This is a genomic window from Arthrobacter sp. TS-15, assembly GCF_006964045.1.
In the GTDB taxonomy this organism is placed as follows: domain Bacteria; phylum Actinomycetota; class Actinomycetes; order Actinomycetales; family Micrococcaceae; genus Arthrobacter.
Genome location: NZ_SDXQ01000049.1, coordinates 1 through 19,214, shown reverse-complemented (window position 1 = coordinate 19,214; position 19,214 = coordinate 1). Strand labels below are relative to the sequence as shown.

Below are 19,214 nucleotides of genomic sequence, written 5' to 3'. Positions count from 1 at the left end.
ATTGTGGGGGGGCGGTGGGGTTGGTGCAACGGCCCGATCGCTCTCAGCGCCGTGCTGCGGAGAGAATACATCGGAGAGATCAATGTGGGACTGAAGTCTTCAGCGCTCACTCAGGAGTTCAGAACGACACCAAGCGGTGAGATCGAAGGCGAGGGATGGCGGTGCTGCGAAAGGTGTGGAACCGATTGCTGGGTCCCACACCTTTCCCTGTTCCTAGGCCGAGCAGTTGACGCCTCTTCTGTACGAGACGCCGACCATCGTTGGAGAAAGCATCACTTGGTTACGTGAACCACTACAGCCTTGCTTGTTGCTTGTTCCAGACCCGGGTTGTCGATGCCGGTGACGGTCCAGTTGCTTAGCAGCAGAACAGTCTTGCCCGTGTCAGCGTTGAAAACGACCTTTTGGAAACCGAGAGCTTTCAGGTCATCGTCGAGAGCTTCAGCATTCATTCCGGCCACGTTGGCGGAAATTATCGCAGTTGCCGGGGCCCCGGCAGCCGTTGGAATTGCCGCGGCTGGCGTGACTACCGGAGCAGGCGCAGGCGCTGCCGTTACGGTGGCCGTCGCCGTCGCCGTCACGGTTGCAGTCACGGTCTCAGTGACCGTTGGTGCGGCGGCAGGTGTGCCTGCGCAGCCGGCAAGCGCCAAGCACGTCAATGCCACTACAAAGACAGATTTCTTCAAAATTCCCCATTTCGATTCCGACGGCTTCAATCCATCGTCCCCATTTCGCCCGCCGTTTACGAGCACCACAGAAAGTGTAGGGCTCAACTAATGCCGGAATCATTTGTTATGGGGCAACTTGCAGTAAATGCCTTTATGCCAATGTGCTGGCGGCCTCTTGGAGCATGTGGAAATCCGCTGCGTAAGCTGACTGAAGGTGGGATGAGCCACCGAAAGCGCTCGGATGTTTAATGAAGCAAACAAGCCTTGACTGTCCGCCGATCATCATTTCGAGAATGTTCTGTTTGTTGTCGGACAAACCAGCTCGCCCTTGTTTTCCGAACAGTGGCTTGTCCACAAACGCTGTTGGATAGGCAGAACGAAGAGCTGCAGCGGCTTTTCCGCCTACGACGACGACCAGTCTGGCGGGTGTAGCCTCTAAGATTCGCCCCATGTGCTTCGTGGAGCAAAGCAAGGAGGCTTCCTGCACACCTTGTTCATTGGCAGATTTGCAGTGCACTACCTCGGTCATGACTGAGCGCTCGTACCAAGGGATGTCATTTCCAAGTAGTGCGTTGGTTTGCTTTTCGATCCAACCCCAGTAGCGCTCCTTGGATCCCCACACAGGTCCCCCAGCCAGCTGAGCTTCATCTACTTTCCGATGCCGCCTATCACTAACCCAAACATGCTCAGGGCTGAATCGATTGATCATGAAGTCTGCTACCGCGGCATCCGGCCACTCCGTAGTTGGGTACTTCTCTGGGTATCTTCTAGAAGGCAGTTTTGCGTCCGGGATTCCAGCACTTATGGCTGGGTTGGAAGAAAGAAAAACTACCTGTGCTCTTGCTAGATTACCTGCCCAAGCCTCCGGAACCTGGAAGGGTCCGGCATAGGAGTCTTGGGACCGGACAATCTTATGGCACGGGTGTTCGTGGCCGGCTCTAGGGTCGTTCGCCGCCGACAGCTCGTCACATCTGGCAACGCTGAGGGCAAGTTCTTCAAGAAAGACGGGCACATTTCCCCTTGGGGTTTGGTCGGCTGGAGTTCGTAGGTCGTTCTAGGAGTCAGTGGTCATAGGCGACGGCAGGTCCCAATTGCGTGCGAAGTCATCCTTCACGAGCGGCCACACGAGTTCTAATGCGTCCTGCGCTGAACTGACTTTTGCAGGTAGAGGGCTGAAAAGGACGAACTCGTGCGGGATCACGCGACCGGCTGCGTCACGACGTCCCTCCGGGTCGGGAACGCGAATCGCTACAGTGCCGGGGGCGACTTGGAAGGTTTCCGGTTCGCGCATTTCACCCTGAAATGCCGCCTCATAGATTTCTAGGGGATTCGGCCGGCCCGCTGTCCGCAGGAAGCGGAATCCCCAATTCTTTCCGCGAGTCGCCCATATGAAGGCAAGATGTTGGCCAGATGCAAGGTCATAGAAGCTCAAACTCGGCCCCTGAGCAGAACCTTCTCATCGTCACCACGGTTCAACTCCATCTGGAATCCCGTTAGGGTTTCCGTCAGAAAGTCATGCTTTTCACTGGCCTGAGCATGTAGTTCCTCGACCCTACTCCCAGCTAAGTCGAACGCTGACTTGGCCAGAAACGGACCAACGGTTGCCGCTACGGTGGCGATCGGATTAGGAAGACGACCGATAATTGACGCAACTTTTGCGCTGGCGAGCAGACTAGACGACGGTGCCACAGCTCCCATCAAGTGCTTCGCGACGTCTGCGCTCTTTTTCATGGTTTGCGCCCATGGCAGATAACGGGAGATCGGCAACATGGCTGCAATCGGTAGGATCAGATCCAATCCAACGCGCTTGGATACTTCGATCTTTTCTGGTTCGAACTTGGCTGAGGAGAGCAGAACGAAGTCTTCGCCTACCGAGAGAGCCTCAGGGGTCTCAACAAAGCTACCAATTACGTCTTGCAGATTGTTCAATTCTTTGCCGACTTTCTCCACAAGCAAGTCCCTGAACATTGTGACGTCGGTTTCGGGTAGAAGATCGGCCTTAGATAACGCCATCAGCCAGATTCGCGGGAACCGGACCAACCGTTCATCGTTGACCAGAAGGTCGTCCCTCAGCCTGAGTAGCTGAGTGTTTATATTCGTCAGAAGTGACTTGAGGTATCGCTCTTCTTCGCCGGCGTGATCAAGAAGCTTTTGCCCGTCTACAAGAACCATGGCGACATCTGAACCCAAAAGACCGCGGAAGGTCTCGAGTCGTCGGACAGCTTCCTCTGGCACGCTGGGGTCTTGTTGAAACCATTCGCCTGGGTAGTCATGCCAGACCAAGCGGAGTTCTTCCTTGAGGTTCTTCTTCGCATTAGCAGCGGCGCCTGGTTTGCGCTTGATCGTAAATGCATATGAAGTCGAAGAAAAGCGATCACCCATCGGCAACGATGCGGACTTTTTCATGCCTAGGTAATTCTGGTGCAGGCGCCGGCCTTGGGCACTATCGACGGCGAGGAGATCGAATCGTTCCGTTCCGGCCAGTTCCTGTTCCAGAGCCAGCCCATAGAACGACGAGAGTAGTACTGTTTTACCGCTACCACTCTCACCGAAGACCGCGATCTGTTGCTCTCGGGCTACCTTGTTTTGCTTCATTGAATCAACCTACGGGACGGAGGGAAGGGGGGACATTTTATGTCGGTCATTGCATGTAGCGCGGCGCTCTCTGCATCTGCGTCACCTCTGCCAGGCTGGTTCCACGCCTGAACTGGGCAGTGACTGACTCTGCAGCCAACGTTCTCAACATATCGTCAGAACCGTCCAGCCAGTGGTCCTCGATCCGGAATCTAGAGTCCGTGAGGAGCATCCAGGCGTCGCAACGCAGATTCAATATGTTGGCCGTCGCAACGAATACATGTGGGGAATTCACTGGGCTATGACTCCAAGAAGACGATATTGGACTCAACGCGAAGCCAGATGCTGCGGCCAGGTTCGCCGATCAAGGACATGATCGACTTTCCAAGACCGATGGTTCCCGAACGGGATCCATTGACACGCCAGCGGGCATCGAACTGTTGGCCCTTGTAAGCGACCTTTAAGAACCCGTTAGACGCAGGTAAGGCGAATTTGGACCGCGAGGGTATCCGCAGGTTTGAACTATTCCGGTCCAAGTCTGTGATCACTTGGGATTCGATCCGCACGCCGGCTGTGTCAGCAATGCCCGTGTCACGGACCGAATCCAAAGCGAGGGAAGGTTGATTTATCGTCGTCGACAGAATGGCGACCGGCTTCGAAGAAGGCGCAGACTTCGGATTTTTCGCCCGGGCTACCTTGTAGCCAGCAAGGCCATGACGTTTGGGTAGGCCCTTGCGGACATCGACGTTCGCAAAGGGCGCCACACGCACGCGATCGTAGAGCGTCTCTCTCACGGACTTGTGCACGGAGGCGCTGAAGGTGCTCAACAATCTTGCTTCTGCAGCATCGGGATCAGCTGCTGGTCCGAAATGTACGTAAAGACCGTTGAGGTCAGCCATGGTCTTCAGCCACCACCCACCTGCGTGGGGCGAACGCTTGCCGATGCTCGTGGAGTAGTACTGTTTGACCCGATTCTGAACCGATGTTCCAGCTAGTCCGATGTACAAAATGGGCGTCGCTGGAATCCAGAATCTTGAGATCCTGGCCGCGAGCTCTTCGTCGGAAGCTGCACGCCCATCGATGGCTACGTTGGGGCAGATACCGCGGAGGGCCGAGATGGCCGCCGCGTCGGGTTCATACGTGCAAACAAGTCCGACAGCGTCGTCGGGGTCCGGAGTTGAAGCCACGACGTAAACACCGGGCCCAGTCACCGACGGGGGAGTTCCCCAAGGGACAACGCCCGTACTCTGCAATCCCGATTGCTCAAACAGGGCGCCTACGGAAATAGTCATTCGCCAATGCTAATTATAGAGACTTCGTGGATTCTTTGTTCTTTGTCACTCGCACCCAATACCCTGGCGCAGTGGATACATTCAATGGGGGAACCGCAGGAAACAGTCTTCCGGAAGGGCTGTACGAACTTCTGCATACGACAGAACTCGCCGCCAACCTCGAACTGGTGCCGGACCTCCAAGCGTCAGTGACCAGCGTCGACGAGAACGACACACCGGACATACTCTCCCGTCACGTCGCCAATGCCGTTCGAATTGCGCTCGCGGACGCGAAGCCCGAAGATCGAGTTGACCTGGCCAACCGTTTGCTCGCCGAGATACAAACCAACGATCAGATCACACCAGGCCCCCAGCAACTGCTTTCGCTGCATCGCCCGGATGCCCTGAAACGGCGACAGCTCAGGCGCCCCACAACCAAGCTCAGCGATTCGGCACTTCTGACAAACAATAGGGACGAGCCAAATCTGGCGGCCGAGCTTCGAACAGAAATCGAGTCAGCCAACACTGTCGACCTCCTCTGCGCATTCGTGCGGTGGACCGGTCTGCGGCTTCTTGAACCAGCGCTTGAACAGCTGCGTGGGCGGGGTGTGAAATTCAGGGTCATCACCACTACGTATATGGGGGCGACTGAACGCCGGGCCATCGATGAACTGGTGCGTCGCTACGACGCTGAAGTGAAAATCAGCTACGAAACCCAAGCCACCCGGCTCCATGCAAAGGCTTGGCTTTTTCGGCGGGACACCGGCTTTGACACAGCGTACGTGGGTAGCTCCAATCTCAGTCAGGCAGCTCTTCTGGACGGTCTTGAGTGGAATGTGCGGCTCAGTTCTGTAGCGACGCCCGACCTGCTCAAGAAGTTTGAGGTCACTTTCGACAGCTACTGGGAACAACGCGCATTCCAGAGTTATGACCCGGATCGTGACGGCGAGAAGCTGGACGCAGCCCTTCGACGAAACGGTGGCAAACGAACTTCTGCCCCGGATGCTTTCACCGGCTTGGAGGTCGTGCCATTTCTTCATCAGGAAGAAATGCTCGAAGACCTGGAAGCGGAACGATCGAAAGGGCACAACCGGAATCTGCTGGTCGCGGCCACCGGTACCGGTAAAACGGTCATTGCAGCTATGGACTACAAGCGTCTCTCAGAAGCGGCTGGTAAGCCCCTGACGCTGCTTTTCGTGGCCCATCGGCAAGAGATATTGAAGCAGTCCATCCGCACGTACCGGAATGTAATGCAGGATGGCTCTTTCGGTGAGCTCTATGTGGGTGATCACAAACCAAAGTATTGGACCCATGTCTTCGCCTCAGTGCAGTCGCTGGCATCGCGGGGCGTGCAGACGCTGGAGCCCGATCAATTCGACGTAGTTGTCATCGATGAGTTCCACCACGCAATGGCGCCCACATATCGCCAACTCCTGGACCACTTGAAACCCCAGCAGTTTGTTGGGCTCACTGCTACACCAGAGCGGGGTGACGGTGGCAATGTCGCCAATGAGTATTTCGGCGGCCGCACTGCCAGCGAACTTCGACTTTGGGATGCATTGGATGCTGACCTTTTGGTTCCGTTCCACTATTTCGGGGTTTCGGATGATGTGGATCTGAGCCAACTGGAATGGAAGCGTGGAAACTACGACACAGGCCAGTTGGATCGCCTCTACACGGGTAATGATGCCCGCGCCGCCAAGGTCATCCGCGAACTCCGAGACAAAGTCACTGGTACCGAACACATGCGCGCCCTGGGCTTCTGCGTCTCAGTCCAGCATGCGCATTACATGGCCAAAGTGTTCAATGCGGCAGGCATTGCGGCAGCGGCCGTGGACGGTGGCGCCGACGAAGCCGAACGAGCGCGCGCCCTTGAACAGTTGCGTAACCGTGAAGTCAACTGCATATTTGCCGTGGATTTGTTCAATGAGGGTCTGGATATCCCGCAGGTGGACACCATACTGATGCTGCGGCCCACCCAGAGTGCCACGATCTTCCTCCAGCAACTGGGACGCGGCCTGCGCCGAGCGGATGACAAGGCTGTTCTCACAGTCCTGGATTTCATTGGCCAACAGCGCCGTGAATTCCGATTCGATCTCCGTTACCGGGCTCTGACAGGCTACGGGCGGACGCAGTTGAAGAAGGCAATTGAGGACGAGTTTCCGTTTCTTCCCTCGGGCTCGCAGATTGTGCTTGACCGGGTAGCGCAGAACGTGGTCCTTGAGAACGTCAAGGCTCAGTTGCGATTCAACCGTGCGCAGTTGGTCCGGGATATAGCTTCCTACGCGGAAACTGAGTTGGCCGCGTATCTACGCGAGTCGGGGAGCGACGTCAAGTCGATCTACCGCTCAACGAAGGATTCGTGGACTGGCTACCTCCGTCAAGCACAATTGATTGGCGGTTTTTCCGGCTTTGAGTCGGTGCTCAAGGGGGATCATCACAATCGTTCCGATATTGAGGAGAAGAAACTCCTGGGACGCATGGCGGCTCTCATTCATGTGGATGATCCCGAGCGTGCTGAGGCGTACGCGAAGCTTGTAAGGGTGGATGCGCCCCGCTACGCGGATCTCGGCCCTCGGGAGCAAACGTTCGCGCGGATGCTGTTTTACACGCTGTGGGCTGATGGCGGCGGTTTCAAAACGTACGACGACGGACTCGACCACCTGCGCGGCTACTCATTTGTGTGCAGCGAGATCAAGCAGATTGTCAGTCTGGGAGTTTCGGCATCGAAACACGCTGCGAAGGGTCTCGGTGCCGGACTCCAGCACATTCCACTGCTCTCTCATGCAACCTACCGGCGCGAGGAGGTTCTTGCCGCGCTCGAATATGGCTCGCTCGAACGCGGGAGGAATGTGCAGCATCGCGAGGGCGTCGCTTGGTGTCCAGCAACGGCGACCGACGCCTTCTTCGTCACGTTGAACAAAGACGATAAGAAGCACTCCGCGACGACCATGTACAAGGACTACGCCATCAGTCCTGACTTGTTCCACTGGGAATCTCAGAACACCACGTCTCCCGCCAGCCCGGTTGGTAGACGCTACTTGGACCGGACTGCCAACGGCTCGCGAATCCTGCTGTTTACGCGAGAATCCGCTGAGGACGAGACCGGCCTGACGGTTCCTTACACGTGTCTCGGACAGGTGGACTACGTTCAACATACCGGCGATAAGCCGATCGCGATTACTTGGAGGCTGCAACGCCCCATGCCCGCAGATGTATTCGGGGTGGCCGCGGCAGCGCAGTAGATAAACCCTCTGAGTGGCTCCGTCGATGCCAACCCCGGAACCTTCGCCGCCTCGTTGTTATTGAAACCAGCAGTGCCGGTACATACCCACGTTTACAAGAACTACTTGGTGGACGACATCGTCGGGGAATGGGCGAGTTCGGCTTAGTCTGACCGCTGACAAAAGGTCGAATCAGCTGTCGTGAGGCGGTTGGGGAGGTCGTCGCTGAAGGTGATGTCACCGTCGTCGAGTGTCTCCAGGTGCCCGTGCAGGTGCATGCCGCGCTGGCCGAGTTCTCGGAGGTGGATGGCGTGGCCGCTGTCGGCACCCAAAAGCAGCGGGTTGGGCGCGAAGCGCAGCGCGGGGGAGGGGAGCGCTTCGGAGGTGAGGGCGTTGACGCCGTGGTCGGGGCCGTGTTTGCCGGTTTCAGCATCCAGTAGATGAGGTCTTGGCTGCGATATCGGGGGGTGTTGCTGGAACGATGGAGACGGAGAGTCGGACGCCGCGGCCGGTGGTGTGCAGTTCCTCGGCGATCTGGCCGCTCGACTGGCCGGTTCCGACGATGAGTACGGCCCCCTCGGGCAGCTGCACCGGATCGCGGTCTGTATGGGTATGCAGCTGTGTCGCGTCGGCATGGAGCATGACGGCCAGGTGTGGGCACTTGGGGACTTGGCAGGCGGCTGTTGCCAGGACGACGGACGTCTGCCCGTCCAGCTCGGGAATTGGTTCAAACGCGGCGTCGTCCGCCATGGTTGCGCCTCCTTCAGATCGGCTCAGACCACCTTATTTGGGCGCGGCCATGCGTCCGGGGATGTGCGGCCGGCGGATGCTGCGTGTGTTCAAAGGACGTAGGCTTTCGGGAAAAGAATCTGGGGGGATTTGGATATGAAGACCGCAACCTTGCTTCGGGTGCTCGATATCGCAACGCCGGTGGTGGCTGCACTAAGCCTGGTTCTGTTGGTAACAGGACTATTGGACAACTTCTGGGCAACAGTGTGCCTTATAGCTACTGCAGCTCCGGCAATCACCAGTTGGGTGATCAAGGACAGGCTCCAAGGCACAGCCAAGGGTGATGAACCCCAGTAGCGCCCACGGCGAAATAGCGTCTCCCGACGCCAAAAATGTCAGTGGCGACGCAACGATCTCTGGGCGCTAAAGACCTGGAACTGCCTCCATGGGACACATCCGATGGATAAATATTTCCCAGCACTAGCTATCTGCTCAGATGTATGTAGACTTGACGGTGTTGTTGTGTTTGGCATTTGGTAGTTCAGGCAGTCCCCACGATCCTTCCGGATCGTGACCTTCTGAAGTAACGGTGGAGAACACCCCACACCCGGAGACCCGAAAGTCGGGACAATCTCCACCTTCAGTAAGGACTGAAAAAATGGCTACAGGTACCGTGAAATGGTTCAACTCCGAAAAGGGCTTCGGCTTCATCTCTCCTGAAGATGGCAGCCAGGACGTTTTCGCTCACTACTCTGCGATCAACTCCTCGGGCTACCGCTCCCTCGAAGAGAACCAGAAGGTTTCCTTCGACGTCGAGCAGGGCCCCAAGGGTCCCCAGGCAGTAAACATCCAGGCTATCTAGTCTTCGGATAACTAAGGAGCAGGGCCGGTCACTGACCGGCCCTGCTTTTTTTGTCTGCCCTCATATAGAAGATGTGTTCTATAGCTGGCAGTTAGAATAGAACACATATCCACATAGCGAATTACACCCATGTAATTTGATTCCAGTTCTCCGTAGCGTGGAACGTAATCCACCCGGCGAGCTGAGGAAGTACCCCATGTATCAGTCAACCTCCGAAGGCCTTATATACCTAGACGCGGCCCGCGAGCACCTAATTTGGCCCAAATCACCACCTAGACCGCCCCGAAACTGCCTGTGCAAGGCAGTTTTGCCACCTAGTCCCGTTTTCACGTTCTAGCCTGCGAAGTGAGCCGCATGTCGGACAACCACAGGAACAGGAGGCGAGGTCACGTGTTCGATTCAGAGGTGCAACGAATCCTGGACTTCGTCGCACGCGGAATCGGAGTGAGGGTGGTCGGCGGACCGGGCGGCGGCAAAACGACCGTATTGCGCAGCGTCATGAGCAACTTGGAGAAATCCGGAGTTTCCGTGCACTTCGTCAGTGGTCTCCGCACACATCGATCCATCCCGTATTCGGCCATCAAAGGGCTGGGGCTTGACGTGAGGCCAGGACGCAGCAGTGTGTTGGACATCGCCGACGTTTTTTCGAGCCAGTTGGCCAAGCCCGGCAAGCACTTGCTGGTAGTTGACGATCTCCACCTCCTGGACAGCGAGTCCCTGGCTGTACTGGAGGCTGTCAGGCGAAGGTCGGATTGCCCTATGGTGGCAACGGCGCCCGAAACGTGGGCGTTCTCCAGAGGTCAGTTGGCCGTGCTCAACCTTGGCCGTGAGGCGCATCTGCAATTGGATCCGCTTCACTACGAGCAAGTTCACCTCCTCATCGCACAGGTTCTGGGTGCGCCGGCCGACGCAGACACAACTGCGCGCATTCTCACCAAGTCCGCCGGCAATCCGCGGCTGGTAGTACGTATCGCAGAGACCGCAGCCCTGAGCAACCTCTTGGTTATGGAGGACAAGCAATGGACCATGTCTGCTGAGACCCTATGGAACGAGCACCTACGCGGCACACTGGAGGCGCTCCTGGCCGAACTAAGTGCTGATGAGTTCACAGCCCTGCACATCATGGCGATTCTGGGCACGGCACGGGTGGATGTGCTCCTCAAGGTCATTCACCCGGACGCCCTGGAAGGACTGGAACGCAGAGGATTCCTTTCCGTACTGGCCGATCATCAAGGTGGCTCTATCGCCGCCATCAGCCCACCAGTCATCGCCGATTACTTCCGCGACAGCAAGAAGCTGCGCGATAGCAGACTGCTCCGCACGAAGATCGCCGGCGTCCTTGAGGCCGCGCCTCACGCGGTCCCGGAAAAGCGCACCGCAGACTGCCTTTCCCGTGCCCTATCAGCCCTCCGGCTTGAGAAGGCTGACGACGACGCCATTACCTCCAGACAAATTCACGAGTACAACGCGGACCGTGAACAGATCCGCTTCGAACGCTGGCAGGCCAATAAGTCAGCAGCCAACGGCGCGGCAGTCCTTCGCATCTACTGGGGAGCGCCCGTGGACGTGGAGCGTGCCGGCAGTATCTGCGCGGAAACCACAAACTTCGACGCCGAACCCCAGGACCTACTGTTTGTCGCCGTCACTGAGGCCATGCTTGCGATCCACACCGGACGCGGCCCGAGAGCCGCCGTCGAGATCCTCCAAAAGTTTGCAGGAGATAATCCGCAGTTGCTGACGGAAGTTAGCGACGCCATCTTATTCATCAATGTCTCCCATGGCAGGGGGCGACTGGACACCGGCGACTTGCCAGCGGCGTTTGAGAGCAGCAAGACAGGATTGGGGTGCTTGGTTCAAGGACTCTTGGAGCTCTACCGCTGTAGACCGGCGGCGGCTTTGGACGCAGTGGAAGGCGCAGGCGACGACGACGCCATCCCGCATCTGCGCCCATTCATCCGCAGTTTCGCCCTGTTCGCGGCTGGCCGGGTGGAGGAGTCCCTGGTGATGGCGTTGGACTGGCGAGCCGAGTCCCGGAAGAACCTGGACCAATTCGGTGTGATCACCAGCAGCTATGTAGCCGCGCATGGCCTCTTATACCGTGGACACTTCGAAGAGGCTGAGTACCTCATGAGCAGCGTGTTCGCCATGGGCCGTCCGGGGTTCGTTGTGGATTCGCTCTACGATGCCATGCTCAGGCTCGCGGGGCTCCGGCACGCAACCACCGCCCTGCTGCCAACGCTGTCCATAGCCGCGCAGGCGCGAACCGACGTGGCCGACGTTGGCCCCCTTCCCGGCATCGGCAAGGGAGCCTACGAACTCATTGCTCACAACAGCACTCAGCCTTCCACTTTCGACCGGAAAGCCACCAAACTCATCAAGCAGCAGTTGAAGAGCGGCTACGTCCTGGAAGCCTTGATGACAGCGTTGCTTTGTACGTGCCTGATTCCTGGCCGGCAGGTCCTGGATCTATTGCAAAAGATCCTGCAGGAGAGCGGCCTCACGGTTCACCACCAGCTCGTCGCCATTGCATGCGCAGTGGTGGAGGGCGACCACAAGCTACTTGGCCTCCTCCTCAAACACTATGAACCTGACATCGACACGTACCAGGTGGGGATGCTCCTCCGGGGAGCTCTCAAACGCCACGTCATCGAAGGAGACGCGGCCGCAGCTGACGCCATGGCACAAGCTTCCTCTGTCTTTGCTGTCCGGTTCCCGTCAGCAAACGAGCAGCTCTCCTTCAATTCCTTCAGGGCAACACCGCTGACCGAAAGGGAGATCGAGGTAGCTATCTTGGCCGGTCACCTCACCAATGTGGAGATCGGTGAACAACTGGGCATCAGTGCCAGGACAGTGGAGAACCACATCTCCAACGCCTTGCGGAAGTCCGGTGCAACGTCCCGCAATAGCCTCTTCATGCTGGTGGGTAATTCACTTCCGCCACGTTGACCCGGGATAGGCTGGATCATCGTGAGCAACTCTCGGGCTTTGGCGCGCCGACTAGGCACGTTCGACGCATCGCTGATTGGGCTGGGGTCCATGATCGGTGCAGGTGTTTTCGCGGCTTTCACCCCAGCCGCCGCAGCCGCGGGCTCGGGGCTGCTCATAGGCTTGGTGGTGGCTGCCTTCGTCGCCTTCTGTAACGCCACGTCGTCGGCTCAGCTCGCTGCTGCCTACCCGACATCCGGCGGCACGTACGTCTATGGTCGTGAACGGCTCGGTCCGTGGCCTGGGTTCCTGGCCGGATGGGGATTCGTCATTGGCAAGACGGCGAGTGCCGCAGCCATGGCCATGACCTTCGCCGCCTATGCCGCGCCCCAAGGTTGGGAGCGCCCGGTGGCGATTGCCGCCGTCGTGGTTTTAACTGCGGTGAACTATCACGGGGTGACCCGCACCGCCGGGCTGACGCGTGTGCTGGTGGTCGCTGTGCTTGCTGCTCTGACGATTGCAATCGCTGCTGTGTGGGGTGGCTCAGGTCCTGACTTTGGCAGCTTTGTGGGCGACGGACTGTTGGCCAGCGGCTGGTACGGGATTCTGCAATCGGCGGGGCTACTGTTCTTCGCGTTTGCCGGGTACGCACGGATTGCGACGATGGGCGAAGAAGTACGCGAACCCAAGCGCATTATTCCACGGGCGATCAGCATTGCCTTGGGTATCACCATCCTCATCTACGCCGTCATAGCAGTGACCTTGCTCGCGGCCCTTGGCCCCGACGGGGTGGCTGCCACGCCAACGCCGTTGGCCGATGCTGTGAATGCCGGTACCTTGGCATGGGCTGCACCCGTGGTACGCGTCGGTGCCGCCGTGGCGTCGCTGGGTGCGCTATTGGCCCTCATCGCAGGCCTCGGACGGACGAGCCTGGCCATGGCCCGGGAACACGACCTGCCCCCTTGGCTCTCCGCAGTGCACCCACGGTATAAGGTCCCGCATCGTGCGGAGATGGCGCTGGCCGCGGTGATCTGCATCATCATCGCAGTGGCCGATCTTCGCGGGGCCATCGGCTTCTCGTCATTCGGAGTTCTGCTGTACTACTTGGTGGCCAACATCGCCGCCTACACCCAGCCAGCAGAAGACCGCCGATATCCGAGGTTCCTGCAGGTTGCGGGCGCGGTTGCCTGCGTGGTTCTCGTTGCCACGCTGCCGCCGATATCTGCCGGCGTGGGTGTGTTGATGTTCGCGGTTGGGATCGTCTATCGCTTGGTGCGTTTGCGGCTTAGCCGTTCAGCCCGCTAACGCTCCGGCTGGGCACGGCCCCACCAGGGGGTGGTCGGTGGAGCCGCGCCGTCGTGCCTCCTACGCCAGGGCGGATGGGACTCCCTCCGGACATCGGGATCCGCCCCGAAGGCACAAGAAGAGACTATGGGCGATTTCCGGCACTAGGTGTTCGAAAGAGGCAAATAGGTGCCAATTTGGAGCAAATTAGGGGTGGAAAGGACCGAAAATAGGTGCTGAAATCGAGCGCCTAGGTGTTGGCCCGCCGTCGAGCGTTTCTGCGTTCAACAGATTCCATGTACGTAATGATGCTCGCAATAGTCAGGGCTACCGAGCAGATAACCGCCAGCATGGTGGATGTTTCCTGAAAAGGAACCACCACAAGCGGGCTCAGCATCATGGCATTGCCGAAACCCGACGCTGCGAAGACCCCAGCTTTTAGAAGAAGGCACTTGAGGGAGCCCGCAATCAACATCCCTACTGGCGCCACAACTCCCAAGGCCATTGTGAGAACCACCGTGGTGGTTCGCACGTCTGAGGGGTCAAGGATGTCCAAACCTTCCGGTGGCGGTGCTGCCCCCAGCAGGGTGGCGGACACAGCAGAACACACAGCTATGACGCATGTGACGACGCGAAGTACCGCTGGGTAGAAGTGTGTGATCACTGGCAAGTCCTAGTCTTCGTCGATTTAGCCCCGTCCAAAGGTGTAGTAGGCCAAATCAAGGACACGTGACGCGAAACGCGTCCCGGGCACTGGAAGAATGGCGGTCATGGAATCATCCACAAATGTCCCGGCCGTCGAGCTGCGTATTTCCATCAGTGAGACTGAGCCGCTGATCTGGCGGCAGCTCGTCCTCCCCGAAACCGCCACGGTCGCTGAACTTCACGGGGCCATCCAGTGCGCGTTCGGCTGGAAGGATTCGCATCTCTACGCCATTGCGGGCCATGACCGCGCAGGTAAGAAGCGCATCATCATGGCGGTAGACGACGGCGATCTCCCCGCGGGTAGCGAGGTAGCGGCTGGCGTGCGGCTACTTGAGCTCTTTGACGCGAAGGTCCCCGGCCGGTCGGACCTCGAGTACGACTATGACTTCGGGGACAACTGGACCCACGAGATCGACGTGGTTGGGCCTGCCGTGCTTGAGGGCAATGCGATCACGTGCACCGGCGGCGCAATGCGGGGACCCCTGGAGGATTCCGGGGGAGTCCACGGCTACGCCAACGTGGTGGCAGTGGTTTCCAACCCCAAGCACCCTGAGCACCAGGAAGCTGTTGAGTGGCTCGAGTTCGTGACCCAGGAGAGCCTGGCAAAGTTCGATCCGATCGCTTTTGACATCAACGACGCGAACGATCAACTGCGACTATTGGCTCGTCGGTTGTGGCCGGGAAACGTTTCCGATGAAGAGGTGGAGTTCGTCCTGGGCCCCGTCCTTTGGTTCCTCAACCAGGCCGGCCCAGATGGATTGCCTCTGACAGGGGCGGGCTATCTCAAACCCGCAGTCGTTAAGCGTGCAATGACGGAACTCGGGTGGATCGAACCCTGGAATGCGAACGTCTCCACAGAAAGCCACGCAGCACCTGTCCGCGTCGTCCGCGAACGGCTTCAGGAGTGGAAACTCCTTCGCAAGAATAAGGACAGGCTGCTCCTAACACCGGCAGCCAGAAAGCTCATCAAAAAGCCGACGATGCTTTGGCACTATGTGGCTGATCGATTAGCATCACCCGGACACGAGGGCGTAAAGCTCGCCACTCAGCTCGTGGTGCACTGGGAACTTACGGGAAGCAAACCGCCTTGGAAACTGGTGGACGAGGTGGTGCAGCTCGCGCTCCACGATCGCGGCTTACGAACCACGACAGGTGCCGATATTCCGCTGGACTGGGCACGTGGCTTGAGGGTAGATGTCCATCAAAGCTTGATCTGCCTGAGGCTTTGGGGCTCCACCAAGTGGGGTTCAGGTGAGCTGGAACCATCCGACGCCGGCATCAAGTTCCTGCTCGACGTGCAGAGCCGCCTGCGGGACTAACGCTATGACTTAGCGCGCGGCGTGCTTCTTCCTGTCCGCATGCTTGGCAGCGCCGCCCTCCGCACCAATAACTGAAGCGCCCGTCCCCAGCCCTCGGATCGTCCACCCCGCACGCCGCCAGGCCTCAGCGTCCAGTACGTTCCGAGCATCCAGCACCATTCGGCGTCGTACGAGTGACCCCGTAACTGAAGGCGACAGCGAAGCGTATTCGTCCCATTCGGTGAGCAGCAGCACCAGCTCGGCGCCTTCCAGGGCACGTTTGGTGGAGGCTTCGAAACGGATTTGTGGGTAGCGGATCCAGGCGTTGTTGATGGCCTTGGGGTCGGTGACGGTGACGTGCGCGCCGGCGTCGGCTAGTTGCTGGGCGACGTCCAGGGCGGGGGAGTCGCGGATGTCGTCGGTGTCGGGTTTGAACGCCGCACCAAGGATGGTCACTGTCCGGCCGGACAGGAAACCACGGCACATCTCGCGGGCTACCTCAACGGCGCGGGAGCGCTGGTCCAGGTTCACCGAGTCAACCAAGCCCATCCACGCATCCACGGACGGCACGGAAAGATCGCGCGCCTGTGCACGGAAGGACCTGATGTCCTTGGGCAGGCAGCCGCCGCCGAACCCGAGCCCGGCGTGCAGGTAGCGGTTGCCGATGCGCGGATCCAGGCCCATCGCTTCGCTGAGCTCGCTCACGTCAGCGCCCGACGCGTCGCACAGCTCGGCCATCGCATTGATGAAGCTGACCTTTGTGGCCAGGAACGCGTTCGACGCCGACTTGATCAGTTCCGCCGTCGCGAAATTGCAGACCAGCCGCGGGATGCCAGCGCAGATCAGCGGCTCGTACACCGCATCCAGCACCGCAGTAACCGGGGCGCCGGCAGCGGCACCCTTCCCGCCCGGGACGCCGTAAACCAGACGATCGGGCACCAGCGAATCCTTCACTGCCGTGCCCTGCCGAAGGAACTCCGGGTTCCAGCCGAGCAGCACGTCCGAGCGGCGGGCCAGGATCGCGCGGAGCGTCTCCACCGTGCCTACCGGCACCGTTGATTTACCGACGACGGCGGCACCCTTGGCCAGGTGCGGCAGGAGGCTCCTCGTAGCGCCCATCAGGTAGGAGAGATCCGCGGTGTCGGAGGTCTTGGACTGCGGGGTACCGACGCAAAGGAAGTGCACCTGGGAATCTGCGGCTGCAGCGAAATCAGTGGTGAACACGAGGCGGCCCGTGGTACGGCCGTCCTTGAGGAGCTCGTCCAGGCCAGGCTCGTGGAACGGGGCAATCGCCTTGTTGAGCTGCTCAACCTTGGAGGAGTCGACGTCGATGCCCACCACAGTGTGGCCCATCGAAGCGAGCGTCGCGGCGTGAACTGCGCCGAGGTAGCCGCAGCCGATCACGGAGATCTTCATGAGGAGGGTCCTTTGCTTGAGGTGAACTCGCTGGGCCCGGACGTTCCGCTGGGCACACCGGAAATGACGTCGTCGTAGTGGCGAACCAGGTCCGCGCTGAGAACAGGCCACGTCCGCCCCTGAACCGAAGCGGTTGCAGCCGTTGCGAACGCGCGGCGCTTGGCGTCGTCGCCGATCAGGTCCTGCACGTAGCCGCGCAGCTGGGTGAGGTTCCCGGGCTCGTACAGCCAACCGGTGCGCGAGTTCTCCACGAGGTCCAAGGGCCCGCCGCGGCCGGTAGCTACCACGGGAACGCCCGATGCCATGGCTTCCTGGATGGTTTGGCAGAAAGTCTCAAACTCGCCGGGGTGGACGAAGAGGTCGAAACCTGCGACGGCCTGCGCCAGTCCCTCTCCGCCGAGGAAACCTGCGAAGTGGGCGTCGGGGAGCGCGGCTTGCAGTGCTTCTTTCTGGGGACCGTCACCAACGATGACAAGTTTCGTGTTCGGCAGGTCCGCGAGCACCGCAAGATCCTCAACCTGCTTCTCGACGGCGAGCCGGCCGACGTAGCCGATGATGCGGTGACCGTCGGGCGCTACTGAGCGGCGCCACGCCGTCGAACGTTTCGCGGGGTTGAAGCGCGCGGTATCCACACCACGACGCCACATGTCCACGCGCAGGATGCCGCGCCCGCGCAACTGGTTCAGCGCGAACGTTGACGGCACCAGGGTTCGGGTGGCCAGGAGGTGGATGTTGTCCACGCGGTTCCAGGCCCAGTTCTCCAGGAACGGCACGCCGTATCGGGCGGCGTAGCTGGGAACCTCGGTCTGGTAGATCGCCACAGTGGGGATGCCCAGCTGATGGGCGGCCTGCACGGCGCGCCAGCCGAGGACAAAAGGGGAGGCGAGATGAACGACGTCGGGGGAGAAATCGGCAAGGATTCGCTTGACCCGATTCACACCACCCAACGCAACCCGCACATTCGTGTAACCGGCCAGCGGCACAGAAGGAAGCCGGTGCACGTACGCACCCTTCTCGACGCTCGAAACATCAGTGTCCGACGTCGACGGCGCGATCACCATCACCTCATCCCCGCGCTCCTGCAGATGCTCCAGCACCCGCAGTATCGAATGGGTTACCCCATTCATCAGTGGCAGGAATGATTCGGCGACGATTGCGATCCTCACGCCTCCAACGGTGGTCGCGGCGGTTGGCTTGGCGGGTTCGAATGGGTGGCTTGTGGGGGAAGAGTTGGTTAACAGGTGGGTTGGGTGGTTCGAGTCGAACCGTGGCTCAGGTATGCGCTGGGCGGCGTCGTGACTTTGGGCGTCGGGCCCTGCGGATGCAGGATGGCTGGGGGAGATCGGGCATACCAAGGGCGGCCGACCGTGCCGGGCGGCGGTACGGTCGGCCGCCCTTGGACTGGCGGTGGTGCTGTTCTTGGCAGCCTTTGCATCGCGCTATGGCTGTGCCGCTGTTGGCGCGCGGTGACCCGCGTTATTTTCTGAGGCCAAGAAACGGCCACCCCCCGTGCCCAACTGCACTCTTGCTTGCAGGCTATCGGTGCAATTTTGCAGTGCGGTTCTTTGGTCGGGGTTTAGCCATTCCCTTGTTTCTTATTTGGTAGCTACGAATACTTTGTCGCCGAGCATTCCAGGCCGGACCGCAAGGGTTCCTTGGCCAGCCGTAGCGGTAGGTACTTCAAAGACTTCATTTCCCGTTGCTGTAGCACCTTTGTAAAGAGTGCTCGTGTTATCGATCGGTTCCGGTGCGATTACAAGCTTGTCGAAACTGTTGATGGTATTCCCATCTGCGGTGACGTATTCGACTGATACAAAAGCTGGCATCTGGCCGTTGCTATCGTCACCAATGTAGGTCACGGAGTAATTCACCAGGATGTACTCGGATCCGGCGGTTGGCGGTTCATTGACTTGGCTGGCCGCCACCACTGCATCAGTCGCTGCTAAAGTGACAGAGTTGATTACGACACGCCAATCTTTGGATTCGATCACTGAACCAACGGCATACGGGTTTTCTCGAGTTCCGGCATTTTCGGACGCATCGGTCTTGGCTCCGCCGTCAGCCCCTCCGTCTTTGGAAGGCTCTACAACTTTGGTGTCGCCACTGCCGAACGCACTGTCAAACGAGTTCGCAATGACCGCCGTAAAGACAACAACCCCAACGATCGTCCCGACGACGGACGTGATCAGGGCTGTGACTCCCATCCACTTGGCTTTGTCCTTCAGGAAGAGCGAGACGATAGCGGCTCTTCCACTTTTAGC

At 59.2% G+C, this 19,214-nt stretch carries 17 protein-coding genes; 7 read left to right on the top strand and 10 right to left on the bottom strand.

Going from position 1 to position 19,214, the window contains the following annotated elements; translation table 11 throughout:
* Positions 1-272: 272 nt before the first annotated feature.
* The 5 genes from EU811_RS19665 to EU811_RS19645 form a co-directional block, all read right to left on the bottom strand.
* Positions 273-683: a hypothetical protein gene (locus EU811_RS19665; protein ID WP_142939990.1), complete on the bottom strand. Its 411-nt coding sequence runs from the start codon at positions 681-683 to the stop codon at positions 273-275.
* Between the two features lie 133 nt (positions 684-816).
* On the bottom strand, positions 817-1,374 hold the full coding sequence (locus EU811_RS19660) for a hypothetical protein (RefSeq protein WP_142939989.1): 558 nt from the start codon (positions 1,372-1,374) through the stop codon (positions 817-819).
* A gap of 345 nt (positions 1,375-1,719) precedes the next feature.
* A complete protein-coding gene (locus EU811_RS19655) occupies positions 1,720-2,097 on the bottom strand; it encodes a hypothetical protein (RefSeq protein ID WP_142939988.1) in 378 nt (125 codons plus the stop codon).
* The gene (locus EU811_RS19650) at positions 2,094-3,260 is read right to left on the bottom strand and encodes a TRAFAC clade GTPase domain-containing protein (protein WP_142939987.1); all 1,167 of its coding nucleotides are present in this window, start codon (positions 3,258-3,260) and stop codon (positions 2,094-2,096) included. Before EU811_RS19650 ends, EU811_RS19655 begins: the two co-directional genes overlap by 4 nt.
* Before the next feature lie 278 nt (positions 3,261-3,538).
* Positions 3,539-4,531 (bottom strand): hypothetical protein, encoded by a 993-nt coding sequence (locus EU811_RS19645; protein ID WP_142939986.1) that lies wholly within the window; start codon positions 4,529-4,531, stop codon positions 3,539-3,541.
* Positions 4,532-4,698: 167 nt separating this feature from the next.
* Here EU811_RS19645 and EU811_RS19640 point away from each other — a divergent pair, with 167 nt between their 5' ends.
* Together EU811_RS19640 and EU811_RS24330 are read left to right on the top strand one after the other, a co-directional pair.
* Complete coding sequence (locus tag EU811_RS19640) at positions 4,699-7,755, top strand: DEAD/DEAH box helicase (protein ID WP_238703474.1); 3,057 nt, start codon at positions 4,699-4,701, stop codon at positions 7,753-7,755.
* 239 nt (positions 7,756-7,994) lie between these two features.
* Positions 7,995-8,174 carry a hypothetical protein gene (locus EU811_RS24330; RefSeq protein ID WP_238703472.1) on the top strand — a complete coding sequence of 60 codons (180 nt, stop codon included), beginning with the start codon at positions 7,995-7,997 and terminating at the stop codon, positions 8,172-8,174.
* Here EU811_RS24330 and EU811_RS24325 read toward each other — a convergent pair.
* Positions 8,161-8,484, bottom strand: coding sequence for a hypothetical protein (locus EU811_RS24325; protein WP_238703471.1), 324 nt, complete (start codon positions 8,482-8,484; stop codon positions 8,161-8,163). The genes EU811_RS24330 and EU811_RS24325 overlap by 14 nt on opposite strands.
* 135 nt (positions 8,485-8,619) lie before the next feature.
* On the opposite strand from EU811_RS24325, the gene EU811_RS19630 reads away from it, so the two are divergent.
* The 4 genes from EU811_RS19630 (at position 8,620) to EU811_RS19615 (ending at position 13,555) form a co-directional block, all read left to right on the top strand.
* A complete protein-coding gene (locus EU811_RS19630; RefSeq protein WP_142939985.1) occupies positions 8,620-8,820 on the top strand; it encodes a hypothetical protein in 201 nt (66 codons plus the stop codon).
* 301 nt (positions 8,821-9,121) lie between these two features.
* Positions 9,122-9,325, top strand: a complete 204-nt coding sequence (gene cspE / locus EU811_RS19625) for a transcription antiterminator/RNA stability regulator CspE (RefSeq protein WP_011773907.1) — start codon at positions 9,122-9,124, stop codon at positions 9,323-9,325.
* 390 nt (positions 9,326-9,715) lie between these two features.
* Positions 9,716-12,271, top strand: coding sequence for a helix-turn-helix transcriptional regulator (locus tag EU811_RS24320; protein ID WP_238703470.1), 2,556 nt, complete (start codon positions 9,716-9,718; stop codon positions 12,269-12,271).
* A gap of 21 nt (positions 12,272-12,292) precedes the next feature.
* Positions 12,293-13,555, top strand: a complete 1,263-nt coding sequence (locus EU811_RS19615) for an APC family permease (protein WP_142939984.1) — start codon at positions 12,293-12,295, stop codon at positions 13,553-13,555.
* 229 nt (positions 13,556-13,784) lie between these two features.
* Here EU811_RS19615 and EU811_RS19610 read toward each other — a convergent pair whose 3' ends face one another.
* Positions 13,785-14,198 (bottom strand): hypothetical protein, encoded by a 414-nt coding sequence (locus EU811_RS19610; RefSeq protein WP_142939983.1) that lies wholly within the window; start codon positions 14,196-14,198, stop codon positions 13,785-13,787.
* Positions 14,199-14,304: 106 nt separating this feature from the next.
* Between EU811_RS19610 and EU811_RS19605 the strand changes: the two genes are divergently transcribed.
* Complete coding sequence (locus tag EU811_RS19605; protein WP_160147666.1) at positions 14,305-15,558, top strand: plasmid pRiA4b ORF-3 family protein; 1,254 nt, start codon at positions 14,305-14,307, stop codon at positions 15,556-15,558.
* A gap of 9 nt (positions 15,559-15,567) precedes the next feature.
* Here the strand turns inward: EU811_RS19605 and EU811_RS19600 are convergent, their stop codons facing one another.
* The 3 genes from EU811_RS19600 to EU811_RS19590 all read right to left on the bottom strand — a co-directional run.
* Positions 15,568-16,953: a UDP-glucose dehydrogenase family protein gene (locus EU811_RS19600; RefSeq protein ID WP_142939981.1), complete on the bottom strand. Its 1,386-nt coding sequence runs from the start codon at positions 16,951-16,953 to the stop codon at positions 15,568-15,570.
* Positions 16,950-18,119 carry a glycosyltransferase family 4 protein gene (locus EU811_RS19595; RefSeq protein WP_142939980.1) on the bottom strand — a complete coding sequence of 390 codons (1,170 nt, stop codon included), beginning with the start codon at positions 18,117-18,119 and terminating at the stop codon, positions 16,950-16,952. The genes EU811_RS19600 and EU811_RS19595 overlap by 4 nt, the downstream gene beginning before the upstream one ends.
* Positions 18,120-18,548: 429 nt before the next feature.
* On the bottom strand, positions 18,549-19,214 hold a 666-nt coding region (locus EU811_RS19590), incomplete at its 5' end, for a DUF4352 domain-containing protein (protein ID WP_142939979.1).